We start from the raw sequence: 26,392 nt of genomic DNA on the forward strand, positions 1-26,392 counted from the left end.
ATGGCACGGCAGGAATTAAGGCCAGTCTAACATAGTGTAGTCTTTTCGGGCCTAATGCCCCGTCGCCTGGACGGCATTCCGCGCGGTTCGCGGGCCATTTCCCGATGCGCCCCTTTCGGGCTGCTTTGGCTCACAGCGAGCGTCGCATGATCTTCGCCTGCGATCGTCTCACGCGGGCGCCGATCCGGTTTGCGCCCTCGGGCGGGCTCTGGTAGCCCCGGCCCCCGCATGCGACGGGCGGCGCAAGGGACGGCAGGGACATCGATGATGCGTTCGGGACGGCGGCCCCTGGTTGCAGGCAACTGGAAGATGAACGGGACGCGGGCCTCGATCCCCGTGGTCGACGCGGTGCGGACCGGGCTGTCGCCGGCGCTCGCCGAGACCATCGACCTGCTGATCTGCCCGCCCTCGACGCTGATCTCGGCCTGCGTGGCCGCGACCTACGATTCGCCGATCGCCATCGGCGGCCAGAACCTGCACGCCAAGCCGAGCGGCGCCTTCACCGGCTCGATCTCCGCCGAGATGCTGGCCGACCTCGGCGCCACCTACGTCATCGTGGGCCATTCCGAGCGCCGGGCCTACCACCACGAGACCGACGACGGCGTCCACGCCAAGGCGCTCGGCGCCCGGCGCGCGGGCCTGTGCGGCATCATCTGCGTCGGCGAGACCATGGAGGAGCGCGAGCAGGGCCGGGCGCTGGACATCGTGCGCGCGCAGCTCGCGATCGGCACGCCGAAGGGCGCCACCGCGGCCGACACCGTGATCGCCTACGAGCCGGTCTGGGCGATCGGCTCGGGCCGCACGCCGACGGCGCGCGAGATCGCCGAGGTCCACGCCTCCCTGCGCGAGATGCTCGACAAGCTCGTCGGCGAGGAGGCGGCCAAGATCCGCATCCTCTACGGCGGCTCGGTCAAGCCCGGCAACGCCCGCGAGCTGCTCTCGGTGGAGAACGTCGACGGGGCGCTTGTCGGCGGCGCGAGCCTCGTCGCCGAGGACTTTCTGGGGATCTGCGCCGCCTACGCCTGAGCGGCGCCCCGCTCAGATCTTGTAGGCCTGCCGGGCGAGCAGCCGCCAGCGGCCGCCGTCGCGGTGCCAGACCTGCATCACGCCGATGCGCACCGGCACGGTCTTGCCGCCGGAGGTCGTCTCGCCGCTGAAGACGTGCCGGGCGATGGCGTCCTCCCCGACGACCGAGACCGAGCGGTCCGACAGGACGATGCTCGGGAAGGCGGAGCGCCGGCTCGTCAGCGCGTCGACGAAGGCGGCCTTGTCCTGCACTGCGCCGCCGGAATGGCCGTAGCTCAGGCCGTCGAGCACCAGCGCGTCGAGGGCGGCGGCGTCCGGTGCGAGCAGGGCGGCGGTCAGGGCGTCGACCGCCGCCTCCACCTCGGTCGCGGCTCCAGCGGATACTGCAGGGTTGGAGGCGAGGAGGGCTGCGGCGAGAGCGAGAGCGAGCAGGGGGCGGCGTGCGATGGGCATGGCGTCTTCCTTCCGATCCGGTCGGGGCGCGTTGGCCGCGCCAGGTTCCGACGCCGTCTTTGAGCATGCGGAGCCCACGTGCGGCGAGGCGGACGGCTGACATCGCGTCGGCGATCGTCATGTTTGGCGCCCGCCCGCTTGTGGTGTATGCCCCCGCCAGATGGGCAGCCGGTGCGACGCAGCGCCGGCCGCCGCGTCCGGTCCCCACCCCAGCGCGCGGCTCGCGGGACCGGCGCACGCACTGAAAACGATTCCGGAAACCCGATGCAGACCGTCCTGATCGTCGTCCACCTCATCATCGTGTTGTCGCTGATCGGCGTCGTGCTGCTGCAGCGCTCCGAGGGCGGCCTCGGCCTCGGTGCGGGCAGTAGCGGCGGCGGCGTCTCCGGCTTCATGACCGGGCGCGGCCAGGCCAACGCGCTGACGCGGGCCACCGCGATCCTCGCCGCCCTGTTCTTCGTCACCAGCCTGACTCTGGCGGTGATGTCGCACCGCTCCGCCGCGCCGAAGTCGATCCTCGACGGCGCCGGCGGCACCGCGCAGCCGACCGGCCAGCCCGCGGGCGCCGACAACCTGCTCGACACTCTGCGCCGCCAGAACAACGCCCCGGCCGAGGGCACTTCGACGGCGCCCGCCGCTCCGGCTCAGCCTGCCGTTCCGGACGCGCCGCAGTCGCGTTGAACGCCGCGTCGCACCCTGGACGGCGCAGCCGCGCCGTTCGATCGGACAAAAGAAACTTAACGCTCCCGCCCTAGGCCTGCCCAATCCAGCGTTGCGCGATTTCCGTGGGGATCGCGCGATGCGGGTGTCATGCCGTTTGGCGAATCGCCCAGCCTTCTCTATGGACCGAGGCCCATGACGCGGTACGTTTTCATCACCGGCGGCGTGGTCTCCTCGCTCGGCAAGGGTTTGGCCTCTGCGGCGCTCGCAGCGCTGCTCCAGGCGCGCGGCTACACGGTGCGCCTGCGCAAGCTCGACCCCTATCTCAACGTCGATCCGGGCACGATGAGCCCGACCCAGCACGGCGAGGTCTTCGTCACCGACGACGGCGCCGAGACCGACCTCGACCTCGGGCATTACGAGCGCTTCACCGGCGTACCGGCGACCCGGGCCGACAACATCACCACGGGCCGGATCTACCAGGACATCATCGCCAAGGAGCGCCGCGGCGACTACCTCGGCGCGACGATCCAGGTGATCCCGCACGTCACCAACGCGATCAAGGACTTCGTCCGCGACGGCAACGACGCCTTCGACTTCGTGCTCGTCGAGATCGGCGGCACGGTCGGCGACATCGAGGGCCTGCCGTTCTTCGAGGCGATCCGCCAGCTCGGCAACGACCTGCCGCGCGGCTCGACCGCCTTCGTGCACCTCACGTTGCTGCCCTACATCCCGTCCGCGGGCGAGCTGAAGACCAAGCCGACGCAGCATTCGGTGAAGGAGCTGCGCTCGATCGGCATCCAGCCCGACATCCTGCTATGCCGCTGCGATCGGCCGATCCCGGCCGACGAGCGGCGCAAGCTCGGGCTGTTCTGCAACGTGCGCGAGACCGCGGTGATCGAGGCGCGCGACGTCGCCTCGATCTACGACGTGCCGCTGTCCTACCGCGAGGCCGGCCTCGACCGCGAGGTGCTGGCGCATTTCGGGCTCGCCCACGACGGCGAGCCGGACCTGACGCGCTGGCGCACGATCTCGGAGCGGGTGCGGAACCCCGAGGGCGAGGTCACCATCGCCATCGTCGGCAAGTACACGGGGCTGAAGGACGCCTATAAGTCGCTCACCGAGGCGCTGACCCACGGCGGCATCAGCCATCGCTGCCGGGTGAACCTCGAATGGATCGAGGCGGAGGTGTTCGAGCGCGAGGACCCGGCCCCATTCTTGGAGGGGATCAACGGCATCCTGGTGCCGGGCGGGTTCGGCCAGCGCGGCGCCGAGGGCAAGATCCGCGCGGCCCGCTTCGCGCGCGAGCGCAAGATCCCGTATTTCGGGATCTGCTTCGGGATGCAGATGGCGGTGATCGAGGCGGCCCGGTCGCTCGCCGGCGTGCCCGACGCCAACTCCACCGAGTTCGGCGACACGCCCGAGCCTGTCGTCGGCCTCCTCACCGAGTGGCTGCGCGGCAACGAGCTGGAACAGCGGGCGGCCGCCGGAGACCTCGGCGGCACCATGCGGCTCGGCGCCTACGGCGCGACGCTCCACCCCGACACCAAGATCGCCGCGATCTACGGCAGCACCGACATCTCCGAGCGCCACCGGCACCGCTACGAGGTCAACATGGCCTACCGTGAGCGGCTCGAGGCCAAGGGCCTACGCTTCTCCGGCCTGTCGCCGGACGGGCTGCTGCCGGAGACGGTGGAGCATGTCGGCCACCCGTGGTTCATCGGCGTCCAGTTCCATCCCGAGCTGAAGTCGCGCCCGTTCGCGCCGCATCCGCTGTTCGAGGGGTTCGTCGGCGCCGCGATCGAGCAGAGCCGCCTGGTGTGAGGCGGCGGTGCCCGCGATGACGTCGATCTCCGGGCTGCCCGCCTTCCTCGGCTACGGCGCCGTCGCCTGCGGGCTGGTGGCGCTCTACCTCGGCGTCTACTTGACGGCGACCGCGCACCGCGAGATCGCGCTGATCCGGGCGAACAACGTCGCCGCCGCGATCGCGCTGGGCGGCAGCCTGGTCGGCTACGCACTGCCGCTCGCCGTGGCGATCTACAACGCGCAGTCTGTCCTCGACTGCGTGATCTGGGGCCTCGTGGCGCTGGTCGTGCAGATCCTGATCTACTTCCTGGTCCGGCTCGTCCTGCCGGACCTGTCGCGGCGGATCGCAGATGGGGAAAGCGCCGCCGCGATCCTGCTGGCCGCCGCCTCGCTCGCTGGCGGTGTGATCGACGCCGCGTCCATGACCTACTGAACGCGGCCGGTCGCGGCCGTCCGATCGTCGGCCTGCGACCTTCTCAAGCGCGGCCGGAGTTCTTACGTCTCGGCCTTGCGGCATTCTGCCGTCCAGGAGCCGGGCCGTCCGAGACGGTCCGAACGATCATGTCCTCGCCGATCGAACGGTCCTCGAAGCGCTCGACCACCGTCGCGCTCGTCCTCGTCGCCGGCGCAGGGGCCACGGCCTTCGCGCTCGGCCGCTGCGACCCCTCGCAGCGCGAGGAGGACGTGCTGGTCTACCGCGATCCCGACGCCTGCATCCGCGGCGGGCTCCGCACGGAGAACGATTGCCGGAGCGCCTACGCCACGGCCCTGGCCGCCTACCCGGAAGGCGCGCCGCGCTATCCCTCACGCGTCGATTGCGAGGGGCATCATGGCGCCGGGCACTGCGTGGACGGTACCGCCGTCGCGGCGAGCGCCGCCGGGAGCTTCGTGCCGATCCTCGCCGGCTACGCGGTCGGCCGACTGGCCGAGCAGGCCCTCGCGCCGCAGCCGCTGTATGATCATCGCCCCGATCAAGCCGGCATCGCGTCGTCCGGCGCGGGTGGAGGCGGCTACTGCACGAGCTGGGGCGGGCGCGTCGTCACCGGCAGCGGTGGCGCGTCGTCGAGCGCGCGGGTCTCGTCGCCCGCGGTGCGTCCGGCCGCCTTCGGCGGGTTCGGCGCCACGGGCCGCAGCTTCGCCGCGCACGGGACGGCGGGCCACGGGGGCGGCGGCTGATGCGCCGCATCGCGTTGGGCGAGCGGCCGGACTGGCGCGCCAGCGCGCAGACCAACGGCTTCACCTTCCACACCCTCGACGGGGCACCTTATTGGGACGAGAGCCACGCCTACGCCTTCACCCTCGAAGAGGTCGAGCGCGACATCGAGGGGCCGGGCACCGAGCTCCACGCCCTGTGCCTCGACTTCGTCGCCGACGCGGTCGAGGACGCGCGCATCCTCGCCTCGCTCGCGATTCCGGAAGCCGCCTGGGACGTGGTGCGTGACAGCTGGCGCCGCGGCGACCCCACGCTCTACGGCCGGCTCGACCTCGCCTATGGCGGCGACGGCACCGGCCCGGCCAAGCTCTTGGAATACAACGCCGACACGCCGACGGCGCTCTACGAGGCGGCGGTGTTCCAGTGGCTGTGGCTCGAGGACCTGCTGCGGCTCGGCCGGCTGCCGGCCGGGTCGGACCAGTTCAACGCCGTGCACGAGCGCCTGATCGCCCGCTTCCGCGCGGTCGGCGGCGCGTCGCTGGCGCTGACGGCTTACGCCGACGCGCCCGAGGACCGCGGCACCGTCGCCTACATCGAGGATTGCGCGCGCCAGGCCGGCCTCGCGACCCGCTTCCTCGACCTCGGTGACATCGGGCTCGCCGCCGACGGCCGCTTCGTCGACCGGGCGCTGACGCCGATCACGACCCTGTTCAAGCTTTATCCGTGGGAATGGGCGTTCGCGGATGCGTTCGGCGCGGCTTTGTCCGCGACGCCGACGCGCTTCCTCGAACCGCCGTGGAAGGCGGTGCTGTCGAACAAGGGGCTGCTGCCGCACCTGTTCGCCCGCGAGCCGGGCCATCCGAACCTGCTGCCGGCCTATTTCGAGGATGACCCCCAGAAGGCGCGGCTCGGTACCTCTTTCGTCAAGAAGCCGCTGTTCTCGCGCGAGGGTGCCAACGTGCTGATGGTGTGCGACGGCGCCGTGCTGGCCCAGGACCACGGCCCCTACGGCGCAGGCGGTCACGTCCGCCAGGCGCTCGCCGAGCTGCCGTGCTTCGACGGGCGCCACGCCCTCGTCGGCGCCTGGATCGTCGGCGACGACTGCGTCGGGCTGTGCCTGCGCGAGTCGGATGGGCCGATCACAACGAACGCGGCCCTGTTCGTCCCGCACGTGATCCTGCCGGGGTGAGTGCGCCGATGACGCGCTGTGCAAGGCGCGCGCGACGGCCTATCTGAGCGGACGTGACGGACATCCTCTTCTACCACCTCCAGAACCAGCCGCTCGAAGCGGTGCTGCCGAACCTCGTCGAGAAGTCGCGCGAGCGCGGCTGGCAGGCGGCGATCCAGGCGGCGACCGAGGAGCGGCTGCAGGCGCTCGACGACCACCTCTGGACCTTCCGCGACGACAGCTTCCTGCCCCACGGCACCGATCGCGAGCCGGATGCGGCGAGCCAGCCGGTGGTGCTGACGCTGCGCGAGACCAACCCCAACGCCGCCGCGATCCGCTTCCTCGTCGAGGGCGCCGACCTGCCGCCGGATGCCGGCGACTACCAGCGCATCTGCGTGCTGTTCGACGGCACCGACCAGGATGCGCTCCTGCGCGCCCGCGAGCAGTGGAAGGCGGCCAAGGCCGCCGGCCACGCGGTCGCCTACTGGCAGCAGGACGACGACGGCCGCTGGCTGAAGAAGGCGTGACGTTCCCTCGCGCACCCGACCGGATTTCAGGATTCGCCATGCGCTTGTTTGACAATGCGATCGAGGCCGCGCTCCGCGCGCTTCCCTCCCCCCTCTGCGGGAGAAGGTCGTCCGCTCAGCGGGCCGGGAGGGGGGAGCGACAGTGCCGGATAACGCGCACCCCTCTCCCGAGCCTCGCCGACGCGAGGCAAACCCTCTCCCGCAGGGGAGGGAGGGCATGCGCGTTCGGGTTTGCGCTCCTGATGGCTTTCGCCCCGCTTCCGGCCATCGCCCAGGCGCCGCAGCGCGGCCCCTCCGAATCGCGGCCGGCCGAGGGCCGCAAGCTTCCGCCCGATTCCACCACCGAGCAGAGCGTCACGCTCCCCAACGGCCAGAAGCTCGACTTCACCGCCACCGCCGGCAGCCTGCCGCTGGTCGACGAGTCCGGCAAGCTGCAGGCCGAGATCGCCTTCGTCGCCTACACTCGCCCCGCGGCGGCCGGGACGGCGCGGCCGATCACCTTCGCGATCAACGGCGGCCCCGGCGCGGCGTCGGCCTACCTGAACGTCGGCGCGATCGGCCCGTGGCGCCTGCCGGCCGACGGGTCGAGCATCAGCCCGTCACGCTCGGTGGCGCTGGTGCCGAACGACGGCACCTGGCTCGACTTCACCGACCTCGTCTTCATCGATCCGGTCGGCACCGGCTACAGCCGCGCCGCCGACGGCGACGGCAAGGCGTATTGGAGCGTCGACTCGGATGCCTCGGTGCTGTCGGCGGCGATCGCCCGCTACCTGCGCGTCAACACCCGCATGGGCGACCCGAAGTTCTACGTCGGCGAGAGCTACGGCGGCTTCCGCGGGCCGCTGATCGCCGCCAAGCTCCAGGAGGATGTCGGCGTCGGCCTGTCGGGCCTCGTGCTGCTCTCGCCGGTCCTCGATTTCGGCACCCTGTCGCCGCCGCGGTCCAACCCGTGGGGCAACATCCTGCGGCTGCCCTCGTATGCGGCCGGCGCCCTCGAGCGGGCCGGCACCGTGCCGACCCGCGACACGCTCGCCGACACCGAGCGCTACGCCACCGGCGCCTACCTGGCCGACCTGTTGAAGGGGCCGAACGACGCGCCGGCGGTGGCGCGCCTCACCGAGCGCGTCGCCGCGCTGACAGGGCTCGATCCGGCATTCGTCAAGGCACAGGGCGGGCGGCTGTCGTCGAACAGCGTCCAGCGCGAAGTCGACCGCGCCACGGGCCGCGTCGCCAGCGCCTACGACACCGGCGTCAGCGGCTGGGACCCGGACCCGACCGCGGCGCATTCCGGCTTCGACGACCCGCTGCTCACCGCTTTGCAGGCGCCGCTCACCAGCGCGATGATCGACCTCTACGCGAAGAAGCTGAACTGGCGGGTGACGAACCTGCGCTACGAGCTCCTGAACACCGCCGTGAACCGCAGCTGGAGTTGGGGCGGCGGCCGCTCCGCGCCCGAGGCGGTCGGAGCGCTTCGCGGGGTGCTGGCGCTCGACGGCAACGTCCGGGTGCTGGTGGCGCACGGCTTCACCGACCTGGTGACGCCGTACTTCGCCTCCAAACTGCTGATCGACCAAATCCCGTCCTATGGGCCTGAGCCGCGGCTGTCGCTCGCGGTGTACCCTGGCGGGCACATGTTCTATTCCCGCCCCGATACGCGGGCGGCGTTCAAGCGCGACGTCTCGGCCCTCTACGCCGCCGCGCTGAAGGCCCGCGAGGGCACCGCACCCAACTTGGAGCGCAAGGAGGCGCCGTGACGTTGCCCGACCTGCGAACGCTCGCCAGCGGCACCCTGTTCGCGGCAGCCCTCCTCGGCGCCTGCACCGTGACCGAGCGGACGCCGCCGCCGGCCCCTTCCGAGATCGTGCCGATCCCGCCGCGCGTGGCCGCGGCGCCGACCTTCACCGGTCCGGTGCTCGCGCCGGACGGGTCCTGCACCGGGCCGGTCCCGACGAGCGCCGCCGCGATCGAACTCGGGATCGGCGAGTGCGACCTCGTGCGCCTGAAGGGCCGCCCGCCGGTGGACGTGCTGGTGGGTGAAGGCCGCGCGGGTCGTGAGGTGCAAGTGCTCTACACCGAGCCCGGGGCGAAGGAGCTTTACTTCTTCGTCAACAACAAGCTCGACCGCTTTGTGAAGTAGGCAGCCGGAGGCGCGTCTTCGCGTCGCGACCTTTACGACATCGTGAGCGAGGCGGCGCGATCCGCGCTACCGCAACCGCCAAACCTTCAGCACGTCGCCGCCGAGGGGCAGCGGTTCGAGCCAGTCGGCCTGGACTTCGCCGCGGGCGAGGCGCGTGGCGAAGGCGGGTCCGTCTAAGCCTGGGCTCGGCCGCGCACGGCAGACGACGACGTAGCGGACGCCGTGCGCCGCCACGTGCCGGCGCAGGTCGGCCTCGCTGCCGCCGAGACCTTCGATCGCGGCGGTGAGCCCTGGGATCGCCCGGTGATACGGCGCCGCGACCACCGCATGCGGCGTCCGCATCAGGATCGACGGCCCCATGACGACCGGCGCGAGCACCGTTCCGGCGGGAAGCGCGGCGAGCGGCTTCACCGCGGCGTCGGCCTGGCAGGCGAAGGCCTCGGCGCTCGCCGCGGCGGCCCCGCTTTCTTCGAACAGGCCGGCGAGGGCCGCCGGGGCCATCCAGGCGGTGCTGATCATCGCGATGCCGAGGGCGGCGAGGCCGGCCCGCCGGCGCGGCGCGGCGGCGCGGTCGCCCGCCAGCGCGAGGGCGCGGTCGAGCACCGGCCCGGCCACCAACGGGATCAGCCCGGAGGCGACGTAGATCCCACGGAACTGGAACCAGCCGATGACGAGGCCCGGCCAGAGGAGGACGGCGGCGACGCCGTAGGCGCGCCGATGTTCGGGCGCCCCGCGGAACGCCGCCCAGGAGGCGGCGAAAGCCGCCAGCGCCAGGACGGGATAGTAGACCAGCATCTCCCACTGCCGGCGGGCGACGAACTTCGGCACCGAGGTCATCTCGTTGACCATGAGCAGCCAGCGGTCTCGGACCAGCGGCGTCATCCCCGGGAACGGGCCGCCGAGGCAGATCGGAAACAGCAGAGCGAAGCCGCCGACGAGGACCGCGCCGATCGCCGCGACGACGGCGATGCGCGCCCCGATCGAGCCGAGCCGCCGGTCGAGCCCGGCGCAGGCGAGCGCGGCCGCGCCCCCGCCGCCCGCGAGCCAGAGCCAGGGCGGCGAGAGCGCGTCGCAGGCGGTGGCGGTCCAGAGATGCGGCGCGGTCTGGGCCCCGAACAGGAGCGGCGCCGCGAGCCCGAGCCCGAGGCCGAAGCCGAGGAAGCAGGGCAGGGCCGGCCGGCCGCGAAAGACCCAGTCGCCGACCACGAACAGCGCCCCGAGCGCGACGGAGGGCAGGCCTTCGAGGCCGATCGCCAGGGAGAAGGCCGCGAGCGCCCCGGCCGCCACCCCGGCCCGCGCGCCGCCGCGGATCAGGGCCGTCGCCATCCCGAGGATCGCGATCATCTGCACGTCGTGGTGGTCGACGCGGCCGGCGGCGAATTGCACGGTGACGCCGAAGGTCTGCGTCGCGGCGAGCACCGCCAGCACCGCCGCCCGCGGGCCGAAGCTCGTCCGGACGCCGGAAAAAAGCGCGGTCGCGTAGACCGCGAGCAGCAGCGGCGGCCAGAACGCCGCGACGAGCCCCTCCGCCAGACCGGAGCCGACCCACGGCGTCAGCACGAGCAGCAGGCCGGCCGGCGGCGCGTCGAGCAGGCGCGACCAGTGGCTCGGCACGCCGTCCGGCGGCAGGAAGCGGTACTGCACGTTGTCGTACCAGCCCTGGCCGGCGGCGAGGTCGCGGGCCTCGACCAGGCGCATGGCGTCGTCGGTGTCGGGCACGCGCAGGTGCCGGATCGTCTCGATCACGTCGCCCGGCGGATACAGCGTGACGACGCAGAATAGGACCAGCAGCCACAGGAGCTTGCGCGCATGGAGGCCCGCCGGCGGCGCGGCCGGAAACGAAGCTGTGGCCGCCATCGCGCCTCTCCGGTTGTCCGCCGGAGGGTCCGGCCGCGACGGGTCTCGTCGTGCTGGCGCGACCTTGCCGCGAACGCGCTTAACGGGCGGTCAAGGCCGCCGGCTTGGCAGGTTTCCTTAACCACGCCGGGAGCAGGGTCCGACGACGCGAAGGCAGGCCGGGGCAGCGGATGAGTCACCACACCGAGACGCTGGTGATCGGCGGCGGACCCGCCGGGCTGACGGCGGCCTACCTGCTGTCGAAGCAGGGCCGCGACGTCACCGTGCTGGAGCGCGACCCGGATCAGGTTGGCGGCATCTCGCGCACGGTGAGCCACAACGGCTACCTGTTCGACATCGGCGGGCACCGCTTCTTCTCGAAGTCGAAGGCCGTGGTCGACCTCTGGGACGAGATCCTGCCCAACGACTTCATCGAGCGTCCGCGCCTGTCGCGGATCTATTACCAGGGCAAGTACTACGCCTACCCGTTGAAGGCGTTCGAGGCCCTGCGCAACCTTGGGATCCTCACCAGCACCGCCTGCGTGCTGTCCTACCTCTACGCCCGCGCCAAGCCGATCCATGAGCCCAAGCACTTCCACGGCTGGGTCCGCAACCAGTTCGGCGAGAAGCTGTTCTCGATCTTCTTCAAGACCTACACCGAGAAGGTCTGGGGCATGTCCTGCGACGCGATCTCGGCCGATTGGGCCGCGCAGCGCATCAAGGGCCTCGACCTCGGCGCCGCCATCCGCGACGCGCTGAAGCGATCGCTCGGGATCAAGGCCAAGCGCAAGGCCGGCGAGCCGGTGATCAAGACGCTGATCGAGTCGTTCCGCTATCCCCGCCGCGGCCCCGGCATGATGTGGGAGGCGGCCGCCGACAAGATCGCCGCGCAGGGCGGAAAGGTGCTGCTCGACCGGGGCGTCGACGGCCTCTCGTTCGACGCCGCCGCCGGCCTGTGGCGCGTCTCGGCCCTGCGCGGCGACGGCACGCGCGAGACCTTCACCGCGCGCCACGTGATCTCGTCGGCGCCCGTGCGCGAGCTCGTGGACGCGATCACGCCGCGCCCGATCAGCACATTCCAGGCGCGGGCGCTGCAGTACCGCGACTTCGTCACGGTGGCGCTGATCGCCAAGTCGCAGGAGGACTTCCCGGACAACTGGATCTACATCCACGACCCGTCCGTCCAGGTCGGCCGGGTGCAGAACTTCCGCTCGTGGTCGCCGGAGATGGTGCCCGACGAGGCCCACACCTGCCTCGGACTCGAATATTTCTGCTTCGAGGGCGACGGCCTCTGGACCGCGAGCGACGCCGACCTCGTGGCGCTGGCCAAGCGCGAGATCGGGCAGATCGGCCTGATCGACCCGGCCGACGTGATCGACGCCTGCGTCGTGCGCCAGCCCAAGGCCTATCCGGTCTACGACGAGACCTATGCCGAGAACGTCGCGCTGGTGCGGATCGAGCTGGAGATGGACTACCCTACGTTGCATCTTGTGGGGCGCAACGGCATGCACAAGTACAACAATCAGGACCATGCGATGATGACGGCGATGCTCACCGTCGAGAACATCGTCGCGGGCAAACGCCGCCACGACGTCTGGCGGGTCAACGAGGACGCCGAGTACACCGAGGCCGGCGTCTCCGGCGCGGAGCACGCCCTCGCCAGCGAGCGGCTGGTGCCGCGCAAGGTCGCCTGAGGCGACAGAGGCCGGGCCGCGTTACGACGCGGCCTTGCCGGCGCCCGCCCGCGGCATACACTCCCCGCCAACGCCCGGTCTCAAGGGCGGTCTCGGGAGATCAGCCCCATGCGTCCGGTGTTCCTCGCCGCGCTTCTGTCCAGCGCCGCCCTCGTCACGTCCGCCCTCGCCCAGGGCGCGCTGCCCGCCGAGACCAAGGCCAAGGTGGACGACTTGGTCAAGCTCCAGGGCATGCAGAGCACCAACACGGCGCCCGCCCCCGAAATCCCGCAGACCGGCCGCAAGGCCGACGCGATCCGCAAGACGCTCGCCAAGATCAAGCTCCCCGAGGGCTTCAAGATCGACCTCTACGCGATCGTGCCGGACGCCCGCGCGATCGCCGTCGGCCCCAATGCCGGCGTGCTGTTCGTCGGCACCCGCAAGACCAAGGTCTACACCGTCACCGACCGCGACAAGGACCGCGTCGCCGACGAGGTCCGCGCCTTCGCGCCGGGCATCGACTTCAAGATCCCCAACGGCGTCTGCTTCTCGAAGGACGGCGTGCTCACGGTTGTCGAGCAGAACCGGGTGCTGTCCTTCCCCGCGGCCGAGTTCTTCTACGAGAACCCGGACGTCGCCGCCGGAATCGTGGTCAAGCAGGGCGAGCTGATCCCGGCCTCGGAGGAGAGCTACAACCACACCGCCCGCGTCTGCCGCGTCGGCCCGGACGGCAAGACCTACATCGCGCTCGGCCAGCCCTACAACGTGCCGGCGCCCGAGAAGATGGACCTCTACCGCACGCACGGCATCGGCGGGATCGTGCGCATGGACGCCGACGGCAAGAACCGCGAGGTCTACGCCACCGGCATCCGCAACTCCGTCGGCATCGACTTCGCCGCCGACAAGTCGTTGTGGTTCACCGACAACCAGGTCGACGGCATGGGCGACGACAAGCCGCCGGGCGAGCTCAACCACGCCACCAAGGCCGGCGAGAACTTCGGCTTCCCGTGGTTCGGCGGCGGCGCCGTCCGCACCGTCGAGTACAAGGACCAGACCCCGCCGGCCGGCGTCGTCGCCCCGGTGGCCGAGCTGGCGCCGCACGCCGCCGACCTTGGGCTGACCTTCTACAACGGCCGCCAGTTCCCGCAGGCCTATCGCGGCGGCATCTTCATCGCCGAGCACGGCTCGTGGAACCGCACCGAGCCGGTCGGCGCGCGCGTCATGTTCGCGCCCGTCGTCGACGGCAAGGTCGGCCAGCCGAAGCCCTTCGCGGAAGGCTGGCTGACCGGCGACGGCGAGTATCTCGGCCGCCCCGTGGACGTCGCGGTGCTGCTCGACGGCTCGCTCCTGGTCTCCGACGACGCGGCCGGCGCGATCTACCGGATTTCGTACGAAAACGACGCGAAATAGAACGCACTTCCATCGTTGCAGGCACACGCACCGACACCTGAACGGCCACTTGCACGATCACTTCCAGGATCACTTGCAAAGCCACTTGCAAAACCACTTGCACAGTCACCTGCACACGCACGCGCCGGGCTCGCCCGGCGCGTGCGGCCGGGGTGCCGATCCCGGGCTCGGCGGCGTGCGGGCGATGCGCATTCTCGAACGTCCACAGGCTCGCACCCGCCCGGTCCCCGCATGATCCGCCTCGCCGCCTTCGCCCTGATCCTCGCCGTCGCGCCCGCCCTCGCCCAGGCCGGCGACGCGGCGGCGGGCCGGAAACGCGCCACCGCCTGCCAGACCTGCCACGGGATGGACGGGCTCTCGAAGCTGCCCGAGGCGCCGAACCTCGCCGGCCAGGTCGAGGTCTACCTCGTGAAGGCGCTCACCGAGTATCGCGACGGCACCCGGCAGAACCCGGTGATGTCGGTCGTGGCCAAAGACCTGTCGGATGCCGACATCGCCAACCTCGCGGCCTATTACGGCGGCCTGCAGATCGAGGTGATCCCGCCGGGCTGAGCGGGACGAACGCCGCCGGCCGGGGGGGCGAATTTGTCCTCGGCGTCGAGCCTCGGATTGAAACGCGAGCCTGCTCGACCGGCTGGTCTCGACCCGATCGTGGCGTAGCGATCGACCTGTAGGATGCAAAAGGCCGACGTTCGCACGCTGGGCATCGGGAATGTCGGCTGGCGTCGGGGCTGTCTGCCGAAGGATCTATGATGTCGGTCGGTCGCGGTCTACTGCTTGAAGAGCCATAACGATTCGAGGACGACCGCCATGCAGGAAGACGGCGGAGATCCGGATGGATGGGCCGGCATGAACGCCATCAGCGCCAACGACATCGTCGAAACCATCCCGACCGGTCTTCTGGTGCTCGACGGGGATCTGCGCGTCCGGTCGGCCAATCGCGCGTTCTGCCGCACCTTCGGCGTGACGGTCGAGGACACCATCGGGCAGCGGTTGTTCGAGCTCGGCAACGACCAGTGGGACATTCCGGCTCTCCGAGACCTGCTCGGCACGATCATCCCCGATGACCAGGTCGTCGAGGCCTATGAGGTCGAGCACGACTTCCCCGGGATCGGTCGCAAGGTCATGCTTCTCAACGCCCGCAAGGTCTACCGCCCGGGCGACGGCACAGAGCGGCTTCTGCTGGCCATCGAGGACGTGACGGAGGCGCGCGAAGCGCGACGCGAAAGCGAACGCACCTGGGAACTTGCCCAGAACGTCGTCGATACCATTCGGGATCCGCTCCTGATCCTCGAAGGCGACATGCGGGTAACCACCGCGAGCCGCGCCTTCCTGCAGCTCTTCGACGTGCCCGCCGAAGCCGTGATCGGCCATAAGCTTCACGACCTGTCGCAGGGGCAATGGAAGATCGGGAAGCTGCAGGCGCTGTTGGCGCGCGTGGTCCCGGACGAGGAGGCCTTCGACGGCTTCGAGATCGAGGACGAATTTCCGGGCCTCGGAAGACGAATCTTCAAGCTGAACGCCCGCAAGGTGTTCCGCCCCGGCGATCACGTCACCCGGATGCTGGTGGTGTTCGAGGACGTGACCGAGGCGCGGATGCTCGAACGGCATCGCGAGATGCTGTCGACCGAGCTGGCCCATCGGATCAAGAACAGCCTGACGGTCATCACCTCCTTCGTATCCTACGAGGCCCGCCGGGCGGCCGAACCGTGCCGGGAAGGCTACCGGGCCATGCAGGCTCGGATCGGTGCGGTCGCCCAGCTGTACGATGTCATCGCGCGCTCCGCCGCGCTCGGCCCGGTCCCGATGGACACCTACCTCACCGGCATCGCCACGAGCTTGCGCGCCAGTCTTCTGGGGGAGGGCTCGCACGTCACGATCTCCGTCTCCGCGGAGCCGCTGTCGATCGATCCCGATCACGCGGTGACGATCGGACTGATCGTCAACGAGCTCGCGACGAATGCGGTCAAGTACGCGTTCCCTGACGGGAAAGGTCAGATCGTCCTCGGGTTCGACCGGCGTGAGGGTGAGGTCGCCCTGACCGTCAGCGACAACGGCGCCGGTCTCGTGGTCACCGGCGGTGGGCCATCCGGCTCGGGACTCGGCTCGCGCTTCGTCGAAGCCTTCGTGCGCCAGATCGACGGCATTCTCGCGACCGCGACCAACGCCCAGGGCACGACGTTCACGGTACGCCTTCCGTCGTCCATCCTCGCATGAGGGTGGCGCTGCGATCCAATCGGATCGCGCGGGTGGAATGTCCGATCGTGGGGGCTGCCTGGGCCTGCGCGATGATCTTTTCGGCTCGAAGCGGACCGGCAGAAATGCATGCGTTGCGCACCGCCTGGCCGACGTTCACACTGAGACGCGACCCCCGCCGGGGGTAGCCCAAAGCCGATCCTGGACGCACGCGGAGGCATCGATGCGGGTCCCCACAGCTTTCGCCCCGGACGCGACGGTGTTTCCCGCACGCGTCGCGATCGGGCTCGGGCCGCGCCCGGTGCTGGTCGTGGCCGCCGCCGCCGCGCTCGTCGCCGGGACGATCGGGGTCGTGCGGGCGCCTGCTGTTGCGATCGATCCGGATCTCGTCCGGGTGATCCGCTGCATGGCCCTGATCAAGGGCGGTCTGGCGTTGGCCGCGCTCGCGGCCTGCCTCTGGCGGCTCGGGCGGCCGGCCGCGGGCTGGCGCAGATTCGCCTACGTGGCGGGGCCGCCGTCGATGCTGGGCGGGGCCGTCGCCCTGTGGTCGCTGCATGGGGTCGGGCTCGCGGCGCTCGGCCTGCATCTCGGGCTGTTCGGCGTGCTCGCCGCGGGGCTGACGGACCCCGCCTTCTTCGACGGCTGGCGCCGCCGGCGCGCGTGACGGCGGCGCGATTTTCGATAAAACGCGTCAGCGGCCGAGCCGCCGCCTGGCCTCGTCGCGGGCTCGATGCTCGAAGCGGGCGAGGGCGACCCGGCGCTCCAGCGAGAGCGCGTCGCGCCCCGGCGGTATCGCGATGATCTCGGCCACGGTCTCGCGCTCGCGGTAGAGGCCTTCGAGCGCCGAGCCCGCGAGCGTCGCCGAATCGAGCCTGTCGGCGAAGGCGTCGTCGTGGCAGGCGCGCACGATCTCGGCCTCCAGCAGCAAGCCCGGGGCGCAGGCGCGCTGGTCCTCGTCGTAGGCGGTCTTCAGAAGCGTCGCGACGCCGCCGCCGACGAGCGCGAGGCTGATCGCCACCGGCCTGCCGTCCAGCGCCAGGATGTCCGCGCGGGCGCCGACCGGCCCCTGCGCCGGCCCCTCCTTCTGCCCGAACAGCGCGCGCGCGAAGGCCGCGTGCTCCGGGCGGCAGGCCATCGCCGTGCCGGCCGCGCCCTTCCAGCCCACGCGCTCCAGCGCGAGGAAGGCCGCGACCGCTTGGTCGAGGTCGGGGCCGGCAGTCGCGGTCGCGAAGGTCACCGCGCCGGCCTCGCCGAGGCGCTTGGCGCGGCGGCGGAGGTCCTTCAGGCGGCCCTTGTGCGGGTGGCCCTCCAGGAACGCGTCGTGGCTCGCGCGCCGGTCGAGCACCGGGCGCGCGAACGCGGCCACCGTGGCGCGTCGCCAGCCGGCGCGGTCCATCGCGGCGACGAGGCCGGCGCCGGCCGGGCCGTCGAGGGGCAGCAGCGGCCAACGCCAAGCCCGGCCGCCGGAGGCGGCTGCGAGGCCCGCGACGAGGGCGTCGAGCACGGCGTCCCGTGCCGGGCCGTCGGCGACGAGGGGCGCGGTCGCGGTGACGAAGGGCGACAGGAAGGGCCGCGCGACCCGGCCCCCGAGCGCGCTGACATCGCGCGCGATTCCGTAGGGCAGGGCGGCTTCGAGCCGGCCCGCGCGGCGGATTGTGACGAAGCGCAGGGCCTCGGGGGCGAGGCCGGCGCGCTGATGCGCGGCGACGACGTGGCGGGCGTAGTGCGGATGCGGCGCCCGCGCCCGCGCGAACAGGTCGTCCCATTCGGCCGCATCCGGCGCGTCGGACGGGCCGGCCTCGATCGCGGGCATGTGGACGGCGGAGATCATCGCGGGTTCGCCGTGAAAAGGCCGGTCCAGACCGGGGTCGAGAGGCCGTGGACGCGGTGCGCCGCCAGCGCCAGGATGCCGGCGCGCAGGATCGTGGTCAGCGCCATCCCGAGCGCCGCGCCGATCACCCCGAGATGCGGCACGAGGAGCAGGCAGGCGCCGACGGCCACCGCCAGCATCGCCAGGGTGATGCCGGCGCAGAGCCGCTCGCCGCCGAGCATGGTCAGCAGATCCTCACCCGGGCCGAACAGGCTCGCGGCGACGCTGCCGGCGGCGAGCACGGCGAGGATCGGGATGCTGTCGGAGAATTGCGGGCCGAACATCGCCAGCAGCAGGGGGCTCGCGGCGACGACGGCGAGCGCCACGAGGGCGGTGGCCGCCAGGGTGCCGCGGCCCTGCAGGCGCACAAGCCAGGAAAGCGTCGCCCAGTCGCCGACCGCATGCGCCGCGCTGAAGCGCTGCGCGGTGGCGGCGACGGCGGCGAAGTGCACGAACACGACGAATTGCTGGATGCGCGTCGCGGCGAAGTACAGGCCGACCGCCGAGGGCGGCATCAGGAAGCCGAGCACCACCACGTCGACGAAGGTGAAGCCGGCGTTGGCCAGGTCGATCAGCGCGATCGGCAGGCTGGCGCCGAGCCAGTGGCGCCAGCGGTAGCGGCGCGGGCCCTTGGGCAGGGTGCGCGCCATCCGCGCGATCACGAGCGTCGCCTGGATCGCCACCGACAGGATCGCGGCGGCGAGCATGCAGGCCATCGCGACCCAGGCGTGGGCGGGCGCCCCGAGCAGGATCGCGGCGACCATCGCGACCATCATCACGGTCTGGCGCACGAGGTAGGGCGGGGCGATCGCCAGCACCGCCCAGTTCTGGCTGCGGGCGAGGCCTTCGAGGAAGTCCTGGAGCGCGAACAGCGGCAGCACCAGCGCGGCGACGAGGAGCGGCGCCCGATAGGGCCCGGCGACCCAATCGGGCCGCAGCGTCAGGATCGCGGCACCCACCCCGGCGACGAGGAGGGCGGCCGCGCCGATCGCGACGGCGCCGGCCACGAGGTAGCCGCGGGCGTGGTCGAGGTCGCCGCGGGCCTGGTCGACCGGCAGGAAGCGGCAGGCGCCCTGCGACAGGCCGAGCGTGACCGAATGGCCGATCATCGCGGTCCAGACCCAGACCGTGGCGAAGATGCCGTATTCCTGCCAGCCCATCAGCCGGGCGGTGAGCACCTGCGCGCCGTAGGCGAAGCCGGCCGAGGCGATGCGGATCGCGAACACGTCGAGGGCGGTGCGGGCGGGGCCGGTCGCGGCGGCGCGCAGGCGGTGGACGGCCGAGCCGAGGGTCGCCGCCGCCATGTCCGCCTCCTCGATCCCGCGCGGATCGGCCCCGAGCCCTAACCCGGCCGCCGTTGCGGCGGGGTTAATGGGGCAGGGTCAGGGTCTTACCGACGTCAGGGTCTTACCAACGTCAGGGCTTTGCCGGCGTCAGGGCCTCGCCGGCACCGCCGTCGCCCCCGCGGTACCGGTGGGCTTCGGCGCCGTCGCTCCCGCGGTTCCGGTGGCCTCGGGCTGCTGCAGCGACAGCGTGATCGCGCGGCTGACGTGCTCGGCCATGCAGCGCAGGCCGAGGTCGTTGAGGCGGAACTGCTGGCCGAGCATGTGGCCCTCGCCCTTGTCGCTGCGCCCGGCGAGGTAGCGCATCGCGTCGTAGCGCAGCACCAGCGGCACCTTCTCCTGCGTCGCCACCGTGCGCACCGACTGGACGATGCTGGTATAGTAGGCGTCCGCCGCGAGGCTCGCGGTGTAGAGCGGGTCGACCAGGACCACGTCGATGTCGTGCGACTTGATCCACTTCACGGTCTCGGTGAGCGCGTCGGTGAAGGCGTCGAGCTCGACCCGGGCGAGGGCGTCGTGGGTGCCGACCTGCCAGATCACGAGGTCCGGCTCCACGTCGGCGACCATGCTGCGCAGCCGCTCGGCCGCGCCCGAGGCGATCTCGCCCTGGAGGCCGCGATATTCCATCACCACGTCGACGTTGGGCATCGCACGCTCCAGCGCCGTCTCGAGCTTGACCGGATAAGTCGCCGAGGCCCCGGGCGCGGCGTTGCCGCCGATAGCGAGCACCCGCACCGGGCGGTTCTTCTGCAACGCCGCCTTCACCGCCGGGAGCTGGGACAGGGTGTAGAGCTGCGAGCCCGGGACGCGGCATTCCGGCGACAGGCTCGTATCGCCCGGCTCCGCCTCCTTGCTCCCGGCCCCGGAGGGCGGCGACACCACCATCGGGACGCCCGGCGCACGGGGCGCCTCCTGAGCTGCGACCGGCCAAGCCGCGACCGGCCAAGGCGCGACCGGCCAAGCCGCGAGCAGGCCGAGAAGCCATGCGACGGCGATCCGGTGCATCGCGCCTGTCCTCACGACGCCACCCGGGGCTTGCGGCCGCGCCATTCCACGAACCACGCCGTCGCGCCGAGGCCGACGATGCCGACGGCGAGCACGATCATGTCGACGACCAATCCGCCGCCGGTCCGAAACCGCAAGAGCTGGCCGCCGAGGCTCAAGATCGATCCCATGGAGAACACGGCCAGGGAATTCCGGCCCAAGCCCGCAAGATACCCGACAATCAAGGGGATCCGAGGCGCGATGATACCGTAGACCGGGCCGAACGCGAGAAGGACGCCCACGAAATGTAACAGGCGTGCCGGCGTCAGGTAGGTCTTGTCGAAGGTGAACAGCAGTCGCGGGTCCGGCACCAGCATCGGATCGGGCCGGATCTCCAGCACGGAGAGCACGATCCCGAGCACGACGATCGCGATCCCGAGGGGGAACAGCCGGCGCGACCAGAGCCGGAGCGTGCCCGAGGTGCGGTTCCAGTCCTGCAGGACGAAGCCGAGCACGAGCAGCAGCTGCCAGCACCACGGATCGAAGAACCAGTCGCCCTGGCCGGGCCAGGATTGCAGGTTCCACTCCTCGACCAGGCTGGCGAGATAGAGCCCGACCGAGAGCCCCAGCGCCAGGAGTCGGTTCAGCCGGGCGATCAGCACGAAGGCCGGCGCGATCCCGAGCAGCACCACGTAGAGCGGCAGGATGTTGAAGAAGCCGAGCTGGTGGGTCAGCAGGACCATGCCGACGACGGTCTGGATCGGGTCGGCGAAGAACCCGCCGGCATTGTGCCATTCGAGGATGAGCGGGTTGTCGAACACCAGCGCGGTGCCGGCGATCATCGCCAGCGCGATCACCATCACGGCGAGCTGCGCCCGGTAGACCTCGATGGTGCGCGACAGCAGGCGCAGGACCGAGCGCAGGCGCGGCTCAGGGGTGCCGTCGCGGCCGCGGGTGGCGATGCCGATCGACCAGCCGGCCAGGAACACGAACAGCTCGGCCGCGTCCGAGATGCCGTATTGCGAGTAGGTGTAGCGCTCGAAGGTGTTGCCGGGGACGTGGTTGATGAAGATCGTGACGAGGGCGAGCCCCCGCCAGAAGTCGATCGCGTTCGGTTCCCGCATCGCGGTGTCGGCTCCGGAAGTTCGGCGTGCGGGCTCGGCGGGCGTCGGCGCTTCGCGACGCAGCGAAGGCGGGTCCTGATACGGCGGCGCAGGCCCGACTGCAAAGGTTGGACGCGAACGAGGCGCACGACAGGTCGAACCGCCGCGCCGCGAGCCGCGTTACGCCGGGACCAAGGAGCGCACGATGTCCAGAACCCGCCCGATTTCCGTCTTCGTCCTCGCCGCCGCTCTGGCGTCGTCCCTCCCGGGGCAAGGCTTCCTCCCGGGGCAAGTCTTCCTCGCGGGGCAAGCCCTCGCCCAGGCCGAGACCGGGACCGGCGGCGGCGCGGCCTCGACGGTGACGGCGCCGAACACCTCGCGTGTCGGCCGGACCATGCCGCCCTCGACCGGGGCCGGCGCGGCTACCGCCGACGACCGCCGGACGCGCACGCCGAACGAGAAGCAGGACGACCAGCTCATGCGCGGCATCTGCATCGGCTGCAGCCCGAAATAGCGCCCGGCAGAGCGGCGGTTCATTCTGCCGCGTGTTCGCGCGCCAGCCTGAGGAGGTTCTGCCCGTAGGCGGTCTTCTTGAACAGCTCGCCGCGGGCGACGAGCTGGTCGCGGCCGATGAAGCCGCGCTCGAACGCGATCTCCTCCAGGCATGCCACCTGCAGGCCCTGGCGGTTCTGGATCGTACGCACGAACTCGGAGGCTTCGAGCAGGCTGTCGTGGGTGCCGGTGTCGAGCCAGGCGTAGCCGCGGGACATCTTCTCGACGTGGAGCTGGCCGAGCGCGAGGTAGGCCTCGTTGACCGAGGTAATCTCGAGCTCGCCGCGCGGCGACGGCTTCACGGCCGCTGCGATGTCGAGCACCTGGTTGTCGTAGAAGTACAGGCCGGTGACCGCCCAGGTCGATTCCGGCTCGGTCGGCTTCTCGACCAGGCGCAACGGGCGCCCGGCCGCGTCCAGGGTGACGACGCCGTAGGCCTGCGGGTTCTCGACGTGGTAGGCGAACACCGTCGCGCCGGCCTTGCGCTCGGCGGCGCGCGCCAGCAGGTCGCTCATGCCGGCGCCGAAGAACAGGTTGTCGCCGAGGATCAGCGCCACGTCGTCGTCGCCGACGAAGTCGCGGCCGATGATGAAGGCCTGGGCCAGCCCCTCGGGCTTGGGCTGGACCGCGTAGGAGAAGCGCAAGCCGAACTGCTCGCCGGTGCCGAACAGGCGCTTGTAGTTGTCGAGGTGTTCCGGGCTGGAGATGATCAGGATCTCGCGGATGCCGGCCAGCATCAGCACCGAGACCGGATAGTAGATCATCGGCTTGTCGTAGACCGGCAGCAGCTGCTTGTTGATCGACAGCGTGGCCGGGTGCAGCCGCGTGCCGGAGCCGCCGGCCAGGATGATGCCCTTCATCGGGACGCCTCCGTTGGGACCGGCCCGATTAGGCGGTCGAGGATGGTGTCGAGAGCCTGTTGCCACGGTCGCATCGCGATGCCGTAGGCTGCGTGCAGGCTCTCGGTGGAGAGGTCGGAATTGGCCGGGCGCCGGGCCGGCGTCGGGTAGGCGCTGGTCGTGATGCCGGCGACCGGCACCTCGCGCCCGCCGCGTGCCACGCTGCCGGCGACGATGGCTTGCGCAAAGCCGTGCCAGGTGGTCGTCCCGGCGTTGACGCAGTGGAAGGTGCCGGTCGGCGCGTTCGCGTCGTCCGCCATGCGCAGGGCGACCACGGCGAGCGCCGCGGCGAGGTCGGCGGCGGAGGTCGGGCAGCCGTGCTGGTCGTCGACCACGGTGAGCCGGTCGCGTTCGGCCGCGAGCCGCAGCATCGTCTTCACGAAGTTGCCCCGGTGCGGGCTCACCACCCAGGCGGTGCGCAGGATGGCGTGGCGCGGGTTGCCGGCCCGCACCGCCAGCTCGCCGCCGGCCTTGCTCGCGCCGTAGACGCTGCGCGGGGCGATCGGGTCGTCGGGCCGGTAGGCGCCGGGGCGCGTGCCGTCGAAGACGTAGTCGGTGGAGACGTGCACCAGCGGGATCGCGTGGCGCGCCGTCTCGGCGGCCAGGATCGCCGGCGCCAGGGCGTTGAGGCGCCAGGCCGCCACCGGCTCGGATTCGGCCTTGTCGACCGCGGTGTAGGCGGCCGTGTTGATCACCGCCGCGAAGCGACGTTCCGCCAGCAGGCGGGCGACGGCATCGACGTCGGTGATGTCGAGGGCGGCGCGGTCGGGGGCGTGCACCGTGACGCCGTCAGGCCAGGCGTAGGCCTGCAGCTCGGTGCCGACCTGCCCGGCGCCGCCGAGAACGAGGATGTCCATTCAGGCGCCCTTGCCTGTCGTGGGTGCGCCCTCGCTCGGCGCCAGGCCGAGGCGCTCGCCGGTGTAGCGGCCCTCGCGGATCGGGCGCCACCAGGCCTCGTTGTCGAGGTACCAGCGCACGGTCTCCTCCAAGGCCTGCTCGAAGGTCTTGGACGGCGCCCAGCCGACTTCGGCTTCGGCCTTGCTCGGATCGATCGCGTAGCGCCGGTCGTGGCCGGGACGGTCGGCGACGAAGCTGATCAGGTTTTCGTGCGGGGCGCCCTCGGGCCGCAGCCGGTCGAAGGCGGCGCAGAGCGCCTTCACCACGGCGAGGTTGTTGCGTACCGCGCGGCCGCCGAGCAGATAGGTCTCGCCGACCCGGCCGCGCTCCAGCACCGCCACGAGGCCGCGCGCGTGGTCCTCGACATGGATCCAATCGCGCTCGTTCAGGCCGTCGCCGTAGACCGGTAGCTTGCGGCCTTCGAGCGCGTTGAGGATCATCAGCGGGATCAGCTTCTCGGGGAAGTGGCGCGGCCCGTAATTGTTCGAGCAGTTCGTCACCAGCACCGGCAGGCCGTAAGTCTCGTGCCAGGCCCGCGCGAGGTGGTCGGAGGCCGCCTTCGAGGCGGAGTAGGGCGAGCGCGGATCGTAGCGGCTACCTTCCGTGAAGAACGTGTCCGGCGGCAGCGAGCCGTAGACCTCGTCCGTCGAGACGTGGAGGAAGCGGAACCGCGCCTTCGCCTCCGCTGGCAGCGCCTCGTAGTGGCCGCGCGCGGCGTCCAGCATCACCTGCGTGCCGATGACGTTGGTCTGGATGAAGGCGCCCGGATCGGTGATCGAGCGGTCGACGTGGCTTTCCGCCGCCAGGTGCATCACCGCCTCCGGCGCAAAGTCTGCGAAGGCCGCGCGCACCGCGTCGGCGTCGCAGATGTCGGCCTCGACAAGGCGGTGGCGGGCATCGTCGGCGAGGCTGTCCAGCGAGACCGGGTTGGCCGCGTAGGTCAGCGCGTCCAGCGTCAGCACCTCGTGGCCGAGGTCGCGCACGAGATGGAGCACGAGAGCGGAGCCGATGAAGCCGCAACCTCCGGTTACCAGAATGCGCATGGCAGGCCTTTCCTTGAATGCGTCGACGGTCGTCGCAAGCCGGGTCCTCAGAACACCGGTCCGAGGTCCGACAGGCGCGGCGCCGCCTTGTCCTTGTCCGACAGGATCGCCTCCGCCGCCGAGACCGGCCAGTCGATGCCGACCTCGGGGTCGTTCCAGACCAGGGCGCGGTCGTGGGCCGGGCTGTAGTACGCGTCCACCTTGTAGGCCACCATCGTGTCGGGCGTCAGGGTGCAGAACCCGTGGGCGAAGCCGTGCGGGATGAACAGCTGCTCGCCGCCCTCCGCATCCAACGTCACCGTCACATGCTCACCGTAGGTGGCGGAGGCGCGGCGCAGGTCCACCGCCACGTCGAGGATCGCCCCGGAGAGCACCCGCACGAGCTTGGCCTGCGGCTGCGGCGCGACCTGGAAGTGCAAGCCGCGGATCGTCCCCTTCGGCGCCGAGAACGACTGGTTGTCCTGCATGAACGCGCAGGTGATGCCGGCGCGCGCCAGCGCGTCGACGCGGAACGTCTCCGAGAACCAGCCGCGGGCGTCGCCGAAGCGCTTCGGCTTCACCCGCATCACCCCGGCGAGCCGGGTCTCGATCACGTCCATCGCACGCTCTCCGATGGTACTGCGCCCAGCGCCCGACCGCGCCGCCGCTCACGCCACGGCGTCCGCCTCGGACGCATCGAGCGGGCTTCCAGGCATTCCTCATGGCTGTCAAGACGCGAGGACCTTTCGCGGCTCCAGCGCGCCCGCTACGGAATCCCGATCATCTTGTGCGTCTGGAGCGAGAGCCGCCAGCGCGCATCCGCCCGGCAATAGGCGACCGCCGCGCCGGTGTTGGCGACCCGGTCCGGGCCGTCCATCGGCTGAAGCCAGCGATGGCGGAAGTCGAGGTCGGCGACGGTTTCCGGCGCGAGGCCGGCCTGCGGGAAGACCAGCTTCAACTCGTCGCCGTGCCGCTGCACCAGGGGGGCGCCGGCCTTGGGGCTGACGCAGATCCAATCGATCCCCTCGGGCGCCGCCAGCGTTCCGTTGGTCTCCACCGCGATGGCGAAGCCGCGGGCGTGGACCGCCGCGATCAGGGCGGGATCGAGCTGCAGCAGCGGCTCGCCGCCGGTGAAGACGACGTAGTGCCCGTGCGGGCCGCCCTCCCAGGTCTGCGCGATCCGGTCTGCCAGGTCGTCGGCGGTGGCGAACTTGCCCCCGCCCTCGCCGTCGGTGCCGACGAAGGCGGTGTCGCAGAACCGGCAGACCGCCTCGGCCCGGTCGTCCTCGCGGCCGGACCACAGGTTGCAGCCGGCGAACCGGCAGAACACGGACGCCCGCCCGGCCTGCGCACCCTCGCCCTGAAGCGTGTGGAAGAGTTCCTTGACCGCGTACGCCATCGCCCCGCCGTGCCCGCGCGCCGTCGGCGCGGCCCCCGTCCCGTTCCAAAAGGTCGTCGAGCGACAGCACATAGGCGTCCGCGTGCCGCAACGCCACATCGGTGTCCCAAGGCGCGAAGCTCAGCCATGGGCCTGCCGAGACGCTGAGGCTCCGCCATGCTCTTGCCACGGTGCCCGCGTTGAACGGCCGGCGATCCATGGGCCCTTGTTCGCAGCCGCGAGAGGGACGGCACCGGGCCCGGTGCCGGCGCGGCGTTCCATTGCTTTGAGTCGGGGTC

At 71.3% G+C, this 26,392-nt stretch carries 26 protein-coding genes; 15 read left to right on the forward strand and 11 right to left on the reverse strand.

Annotated elements, in window-relative coordinates; translation table 11 throughout:
* The first annotated feature begins 264 nt into the window (after window positions 1-264).
* Window positions 265-1,026, forward strand: a complete 762-nt coding sequence (gene tpiA, locus FV234_RS09715) for a triose-phosphate isomerase (RefSeq protein ID WP_147762336.1) — start codon at window positions 265-267, stop codon at window positions 1,024-1,026.
* Between the two features lie 12 nt (window positions 1,027-1,038).
* Here the strand turns inward: tpiA and FV234_RS09720 are convergent, their stop codons facing one another.
* Window positions 1,039-1,479, reverse strand: coding sequence for a nuclear transport factor 2 family protein (locus FV234_RS09720; protein ID WP_147828984.1), 441 nt, complete (start codon window positions 1,477-1,479; stop codon window positions 1,039-1,041).
* A 264-nt stretch (window positions 1,480-1,743) separates the two neighbouring features.
* On the opposite strand from FV234_RS09720, the gene secG reads away from it, so the two are divergent.
* The 8 genes from secG to FV234_RS09760 all read left to right on the forward strand — a co-directional run bounded on the left by secG (window position 1,744) and on the right by FV234_RS09760 (window position 8,930).
* Window positions 1,744-2,160 carry a preprotein translocase subunit SecG gene (gene secG, locus FV234_RS09725; RefSeq protein ID WP_147828986.1) on the forward strand — a complete coding sequence of 139 codons (417 nt, stop codon included), beginning with the start codon at window positions 1,744-1,746 and terminating at the stop codon, window positions 2,158-2,160.
* Window positions 2,161-2,334: 174 nt separating this feature from the next.
* Window positions 2,335-3,963: a CTP synthase gene (locus tag FV234_RS09730; RefSeq protein WP_147751383.1), complete on the forward strand. Its 1,629-nt coding sequence runs from the start codon at window positions 2,335-2,337 to the stop codon at window positions 3,961-3,963.
* Between the two features lie 16 nt (window positions 3,964-3,979).
* Entirely contained in the window at window positions 3,980-4,378 is a 399-nt protein-coding gene (locus tag FV234_RS09735) for a DUF350 domain-containing protein (protein WP_147751382.1), read from the forward strand.
* A gap of 128 nt (window positions 4,379-4,506) precedes the next feature.
* Window positions 4,507-5,121: a DUF1190 domain-containing protein gene (locus tag FV234_RS09740; RefSeq protein WP_147751381.1), complete on the forward strand. Its 615-nt coding sequence runs from the start codon at window positions 4,507-4,509 to the stop codon at window positions 5,119-5,121.
* Window positions 5,121-6,287 (forward strand): glutathionylspermidine synthase family protein, encoded by a 1,167-nt coding sequence (locus FV234_RS09745; RefSeq protein ID WP_147751380.1) that lies wholly within the window; start codon window positions 5,121-5,123, stop codon window positions 6,285-6,287. Before FV234_RS09740 ends, FV234_RS09745 begins: the two co-directional genes overlap by 1 nt.
* A 53-nt stretch (window positions 6,288-6,340) precedes the next feature.
* Window positions 6,341-6,793: a DNA polymerase III subunit chi gene (locus tag FV234_RS09750; protein WP_147751379.1), complete on the forward strand. Its 453-nt coding sequence runs from the start codon at window positions 6,341-6,343 to the stop codon at window positions 6,791-6,793.
* Window positions 6,794-7,035: 242 nt separating this feature from the next.
* A complete protein-coding gene (locus FV234_RS09755) occupies window positions 7,036-8,547 on the forward strand; it encodes a peptidase S10 (RefSeq protein WP_147751378.1) in 1,512 nt (503 codons plus the stop codon).
* A 68-nt stretch (window positions 8,548-8,615) separates the two neighbouring features.
* On the forward strand, window positions 8,616-8,930 hold the full coding sequence (locus FV234_RS09760; RefSeq protein WP_238272230.1) for a hypothetical protein: 315 nt from the start codon (window positions 8,616-8,618) through the stop codon (window positions 8,928-8,930).
* A gap of 66 nt (window positions 8,931-8,996) precedes the next feature.
* On the opposite strand, the gene FV234_RS09765 is transcribed toward FV234_RS09760, so the two are convergent.
* Window positions 8,997-10,787: a hypothetical protein gene (locus FV234_RS09765; protein ID WP_147828988.1), complete on the reverse strand. Its 1,791-nt coding sequence runs from the start codon at window positions 10,785-10,787 to the stop codon at window positions 8,997-8,999.
* 170 nt (window positions 10,788-10,957) lie between these two features.
* Here FV234_RS09765 and FV234_RS09770 point away from each other — a divergent pair, with 170 nt between their 5' ends.
* The 5 genes from FV234_RS09770 to FV234_RS09790 all read left to right on the forward strand — a co-directional run bounded on the left by FV234_RS09770 (window position 10,958) and on the right by FV234_RS09790 (window position 16,709).
* The gene (locus FV234_RS09770; RefSeq protein WP_147814371.1) at window positions 10,958-12,460 is read left to right on the forward strand and encodes an NAD(P)/FAD-dependent oxidoreductase; all 1,503 of its coding nucleotides are present in this window, start codon (window positions 10,958-10,960) and stop codon (window positions 12,458-12,460) included.
* 108 nt (window positions 12,461-12,568) lie between these two features.
* Window positions 12,569-13,849 (forward strand): PQQ-dependent sugar dehydrogenase, encoded by a 1,281-nt coding sequence (locus FV234_RS09775; protein ID WP_147828990.1) that lies wholly within the window; start codon window positions 12,569-12,571, stop codon window positions 13,847-13,849.
* 231 nt (window positions 13,850-14,080) lie between these two features.
* A complete protein-coding gene (locus FV234_RS09780; protein ID WP_147828992.1) occupies window positions 14,081-14,401 on the forward strand; it encodes a cytochrome c in 321 nt (106 codons plus the stop codon).
* A 258-nt stretch (window positions 14,402-14,659) separates the two neighbouring features.
* Window positions 14,660-16,066 carry a PAS domain-containing protein gene (locus FV234_RS09785; protein WP_246686155.1) on the forward strand — a complete coding sequence of 469 codons (1,407 nt, stop codon included), beginning with the start codon at window positions 14,660-14,662 and terminating at the stop codon, window positions 16,064-16,066.
* 202 nt (window positions 16,067-16,268) lie between these two features.
* The gene (locus FV234_RS09790; RefSeq protein WP_147828994.1) at window positions 16,269-16,709 is read left to right on the forward strand and encodes a hypothetical protein; all 441 of its coding nucleotides are present in this window, start codon (window positions 16,269-16,271) and stop codon (window positions 16,707-16,709) included.
* A 27-nt stretch (window positions 16,710-16,736) separates the two neighbouring features.
* On the opposite strand, the gene FV234_RS09795 is transcribed toward FV234_RS09790, so the two are convergent.
* From FV234_RS09795 to FV234_RS09810, 4 genes are all read right to left on the reverse strand, one after another.
* Window positions 16,737-17,876, reverse strand: a complete 1,140-nt coding sequence (locus FV234_RS09795) for a GNAT family N-acetyltransferase (protein ID WP_238272226.1) — start codon at window positions 17,874-17,876, stop codon at window positions 16,737-16,739.
* The gene (locus FV234_RS09800; RefSeq protein WP_147828996.1) at window positions 17,873-19,219 is read right to left on the reverse strand and encodes an oligosaccharide flippase family protein; all 1,347 of its coding nucleotides are present in this window, start codon (window positions 19,217-19,219) and stop codon (window positions 17,873-17,875) included. The genes FV234_RS09795 and FV234_RS09800 overlap by 4 nt, the downstream gene beginning before the upstream one ends.
* A gap of 129 nt (window positions 19,220-19,348) precedes the next feature.
* A complete protein-coding gene (locus FV234_RS09805; RefSeq protein WP_147829026.1) occupies window positions 19,349-20,143 on the reverse strand; it encodes a GDSL-type esterase/lipase family protein in 795 nt (264 codons plus the stop codon).
* A 131-nt stretch (window positions 20,144-20,274) separates the two neighbouring features.
* Window positions 20,275-21,366 (reverse strand): OpgC domain-containing protein, encoded by a 1,092-nt coding sequence (locus FV234_RS09810; protein WP_147753857.1) that lies wholly within the window; start codon window positions 21,364-21,366, stop codon window positions 20,275-20,277.
* A 184-nt stretch (window positions 21,367-21,550) separates the two neighbouring features.
* On the opposite strand from FV234_RS09810, the gene FV234_RS09815 reads away from it, so the two are divergent.
* Window positions 21,551-21,859 carry a hypothetical protein gene (locus tag FV234_RS09815; protein ID WP_246686156.1) on the forward strand — a complete coding sequence of 103 codons (309 nt, stop codon included), beginning with the start codon at window positions 21,551-21,553 and terminating at the stop codon, window positions 21,857-21,859.
* A 19-nt stretch (window positions 21,860-21,878) separates the two neighbouring features.
* Here FV234_RS09815 and rfbA read toward each other — a convergent pair whose 3' ends face one another.
* The 5 genes from rfbA to queE all read right to left on the reverse strand — a co-directional run bounded on the left by rfbA (window position 21,879) and on the right by queE (window position 26,114).
* Window positions 21,879-22,757 carry a glucose-1-phosphate thymidylyltransferase RfbA gene (gene rfbA / locus FV234_RS09820; RefSeq protein WP_147753858.1) on the reverse strand — a complete coding sequence of 293 codons (879 nt, stop codon included), beginning with the start codon at window positions 22,755-22,757 and terminating at the stop codon, window positions 21,879-21,881.
* On the reverse strand, window positions 22,754-23,653 hold the full coding sequence (gene rfbD / locus FV234_RS09825) for a dTDP-4-dehydrorhamnose reductase (protein ID WP_147828998.1): 900 nt from the start codon (window positions 23,651-23,653) through the stop codon (window positions 22,754-22,756). Before rfbD ends, rfbA begins: the two co-directional genes overlap by 4 nt.
* Window positions 23,654-24,736 (reverse strand): dTDP-glucose 4,6-dehydratase, encoded by a 1,083-nt coding sequence (rfbB, locus tag FV234_RS09830; RefSeq protein ID WP_147829000.1) that lies wholly within the window; start codon window positions 24,734-24,736, stop codon window positions 23,654-23,656.
* Between the two features lie 47 nt (window positions 24,737-24,783).
* Window positions 24,784-25,335, reverse strand: coding sequence for a dTDP-4-dehydrorhamnose 3,5-epimerase (gene rfbC, locus FV234_RS09835; RefSeq protein WP_147829002.1), 552 nt, complete (start codon window positions 25,333-25,335; stop codon window positions 24,784-24,786).
* 146 nt (window positions 25,336-25,481) lie between these two features.
* Window positions 25,482-26,114, reverse strand: coding sequence for a 7-carboxy-7-deazaguanine synthase (queE, locus tag FV234_RS09840; protein ID WP_147829004.1), 633 nt, complete (start codon window positions 26,112-26,114; stop codon window positions 25,482-25,484).
* Window positions 26,115-26,392 lie beyond the last annotated feature (278 nt).

Origin of the sequence: Methylobacterium sp. WL8, from assembly GCF_008040045.1 — a bacterium.
Taxonomy (GTDB): domain Bacteria; phylum Pseudomonadota; class Alphaproteobacteria; order Rhizobiales; family Beijerinckiaceae; genus Methylobacterium; species Methylobacterium cerastii.

Bases quoted from the DNA above. Each gene is read 5' to 3' on its own strand.
- FV234_RS09790 (WP_147828994.1), top strand. From the start codon at position 16,269: ATGCGGGTCCCCACAGCTTTCGCCCCGGACGCGACGGTGTTTCCCGCA.
- FV234_RS09755 (WP_147751378.1), top strand. From the start codon at position 7,036: ATGGCTTTCGCCCCGCTTCCGGCCATCGCCCAGGCGCCGCAGCGCGGC.
- secG (WP_147828986.1), top strand. From the start codon at position 1,744: ATGCAGACCGTCCTGATCGTCGTCCACCTCATCATCGTGTTGTCGCTG.
- FV234_RS09785 (WP_246686155.1), top strand. From the start codon at position 14,660: ATGCAGGAAGACGGCGGAGATCCGGATGGATGGGCCGGCATGAACGCC.
- tpiA (WP_147762336.1), top strand. From the start codon at position 265: ATGATGCGTTCGGGACGGCGGCCCCTGGTTGCAGGCAACTGGAAGATG.
- FV234_RS09780 (WP_147828992.1), top strand. From the start codon at position 14,081: ATGATCCGCCTCGCCGCCTTCGCCCTGATCCTCGCCGTCGCGCCCGCC.
- FV234_RS09765 (WP_147828988.1), bottom strand. From the start codon at position 10,787: ATGGCGGCCACAGCTTCGTTTCCGGCCGCGCCGCCGGCGGGCCTCCAT.
- rfbD (WP_147828998.1), bottom strand. From the start codon at position 23,653: ATGGACATCCTCGTTCTCGGCGGCGCCGGGCAGGTCGGCACCGAGCTG.
- rfbC (WP_147829002.1), bottom strand. From the start codon at position 25,335: ATGGACGTGATCGAGACCCGGCTCGCCGGGGTGATGCGGGTGAAGCCG.
- FV234_RS09810 (WP_147753857.1), bottom strand. From the start codon at position 21,366: ATGCGGGAACCGAACGCGATCGACTTCTGGCGGGGGCTCGCCCTCGTC.
- FV234_RS09815 (WP_246686156.1), top strand. From the start codon at position 21,551: ATGTCCAGAACCCGCCCGATTTCCGTCTTCGTCCTCGCCGCCGCTCTG.
- FV234_RS09805 (WP_147829026.1), bottom strand. From the start codon at position 20,143: ATGGTGGTGTCGCCGCCCTCCGGGGCCGGGAGCAAGGAGGCGGAGCCG.
- rfbA (WP_147753858.1), bottom strand. From the start codon at position 22,757: ATGAAGGGCATCATCCTGGCCGGCGGCTCCGGCACGCGGCTGCACCCG.
- FV234_RS09800 (WP_147828996.1), bottom strand. From the start codon at position 19,219: ATGGCGGCGGCGACCCTCGGCTCGGCCGTCCACCGCCTGCGCGCCGCC.
- FV234_RS09740 (WP_147751381.1), top strand. From the start codon at position 4,507: ATGTCCTCGCCGATCGAACGGTCCTCGAAGCGCTCGACCACCGTCGCG.
- queE (WP_147829004.1), bottom strand. From the start codon at position 26,114: ATGGCGTACGCGGTCAAGGAACTCTTCCACACGCTTCAGGGCGAGGGT.
- FV234_RS09745 (WP_147751380.1), top strand. From the start codon at position 5,121: ATGCGCCGCATCGCGTTGGGCGAGCGGCCGGACTGGCGCGCCAGCGCG.
- FV234_RS09720 (WP_147828984.1), bottom strand. From the start codon at position 1,479: ATGCCCATCGCACGCCGCCCCCTGCTCGCTCTCGCTCTCGCCGCAGCC.
- FV234_RS09735 (WP_147751382.1), top strand. From the start codon at position 3,980: ATGACGTCGATCTCCGGGCTGCCCGCCTTCCTCGGCTACGGCGCCGTC.
- FV234_RS09730 (WP_147751383.1), top strand. From the start codon at position 2,335: ATGACGCGGTACGTTTTCATCACCGGCGGCGTGGTCTCCTCGCTCGGC.
- FV234_RS09795 (WP_238272226.1), bottom strand. From the start codon at position 17,876: ATGATCTCCGCCGTCCACATGCCCGCGATCGAGGCCGGCCCGTCCGAC.
- FV234_RS09775 (WP_147828990.1), top strand. From the start codon at position 12,569: ATGCGTCCGGTGTTCCTCGCCGCGCTTCTGTCCAGCGCCGCCCTCGTC.
- FV234_RS09770 (WP_147814371.1), top strand. From the start codon at position 10,958: ATGAGTCACCACACCGAGACGCTGGTGATCGGCGGCGGACCCGCCGGG.
- rfbB (WP_147829000.1), bottom strand. From the start codon at position 24,736: ATGCGCATTCTGGTAACCGGAGGTTGCGGCTTCATCGGCTCCGCTCTC.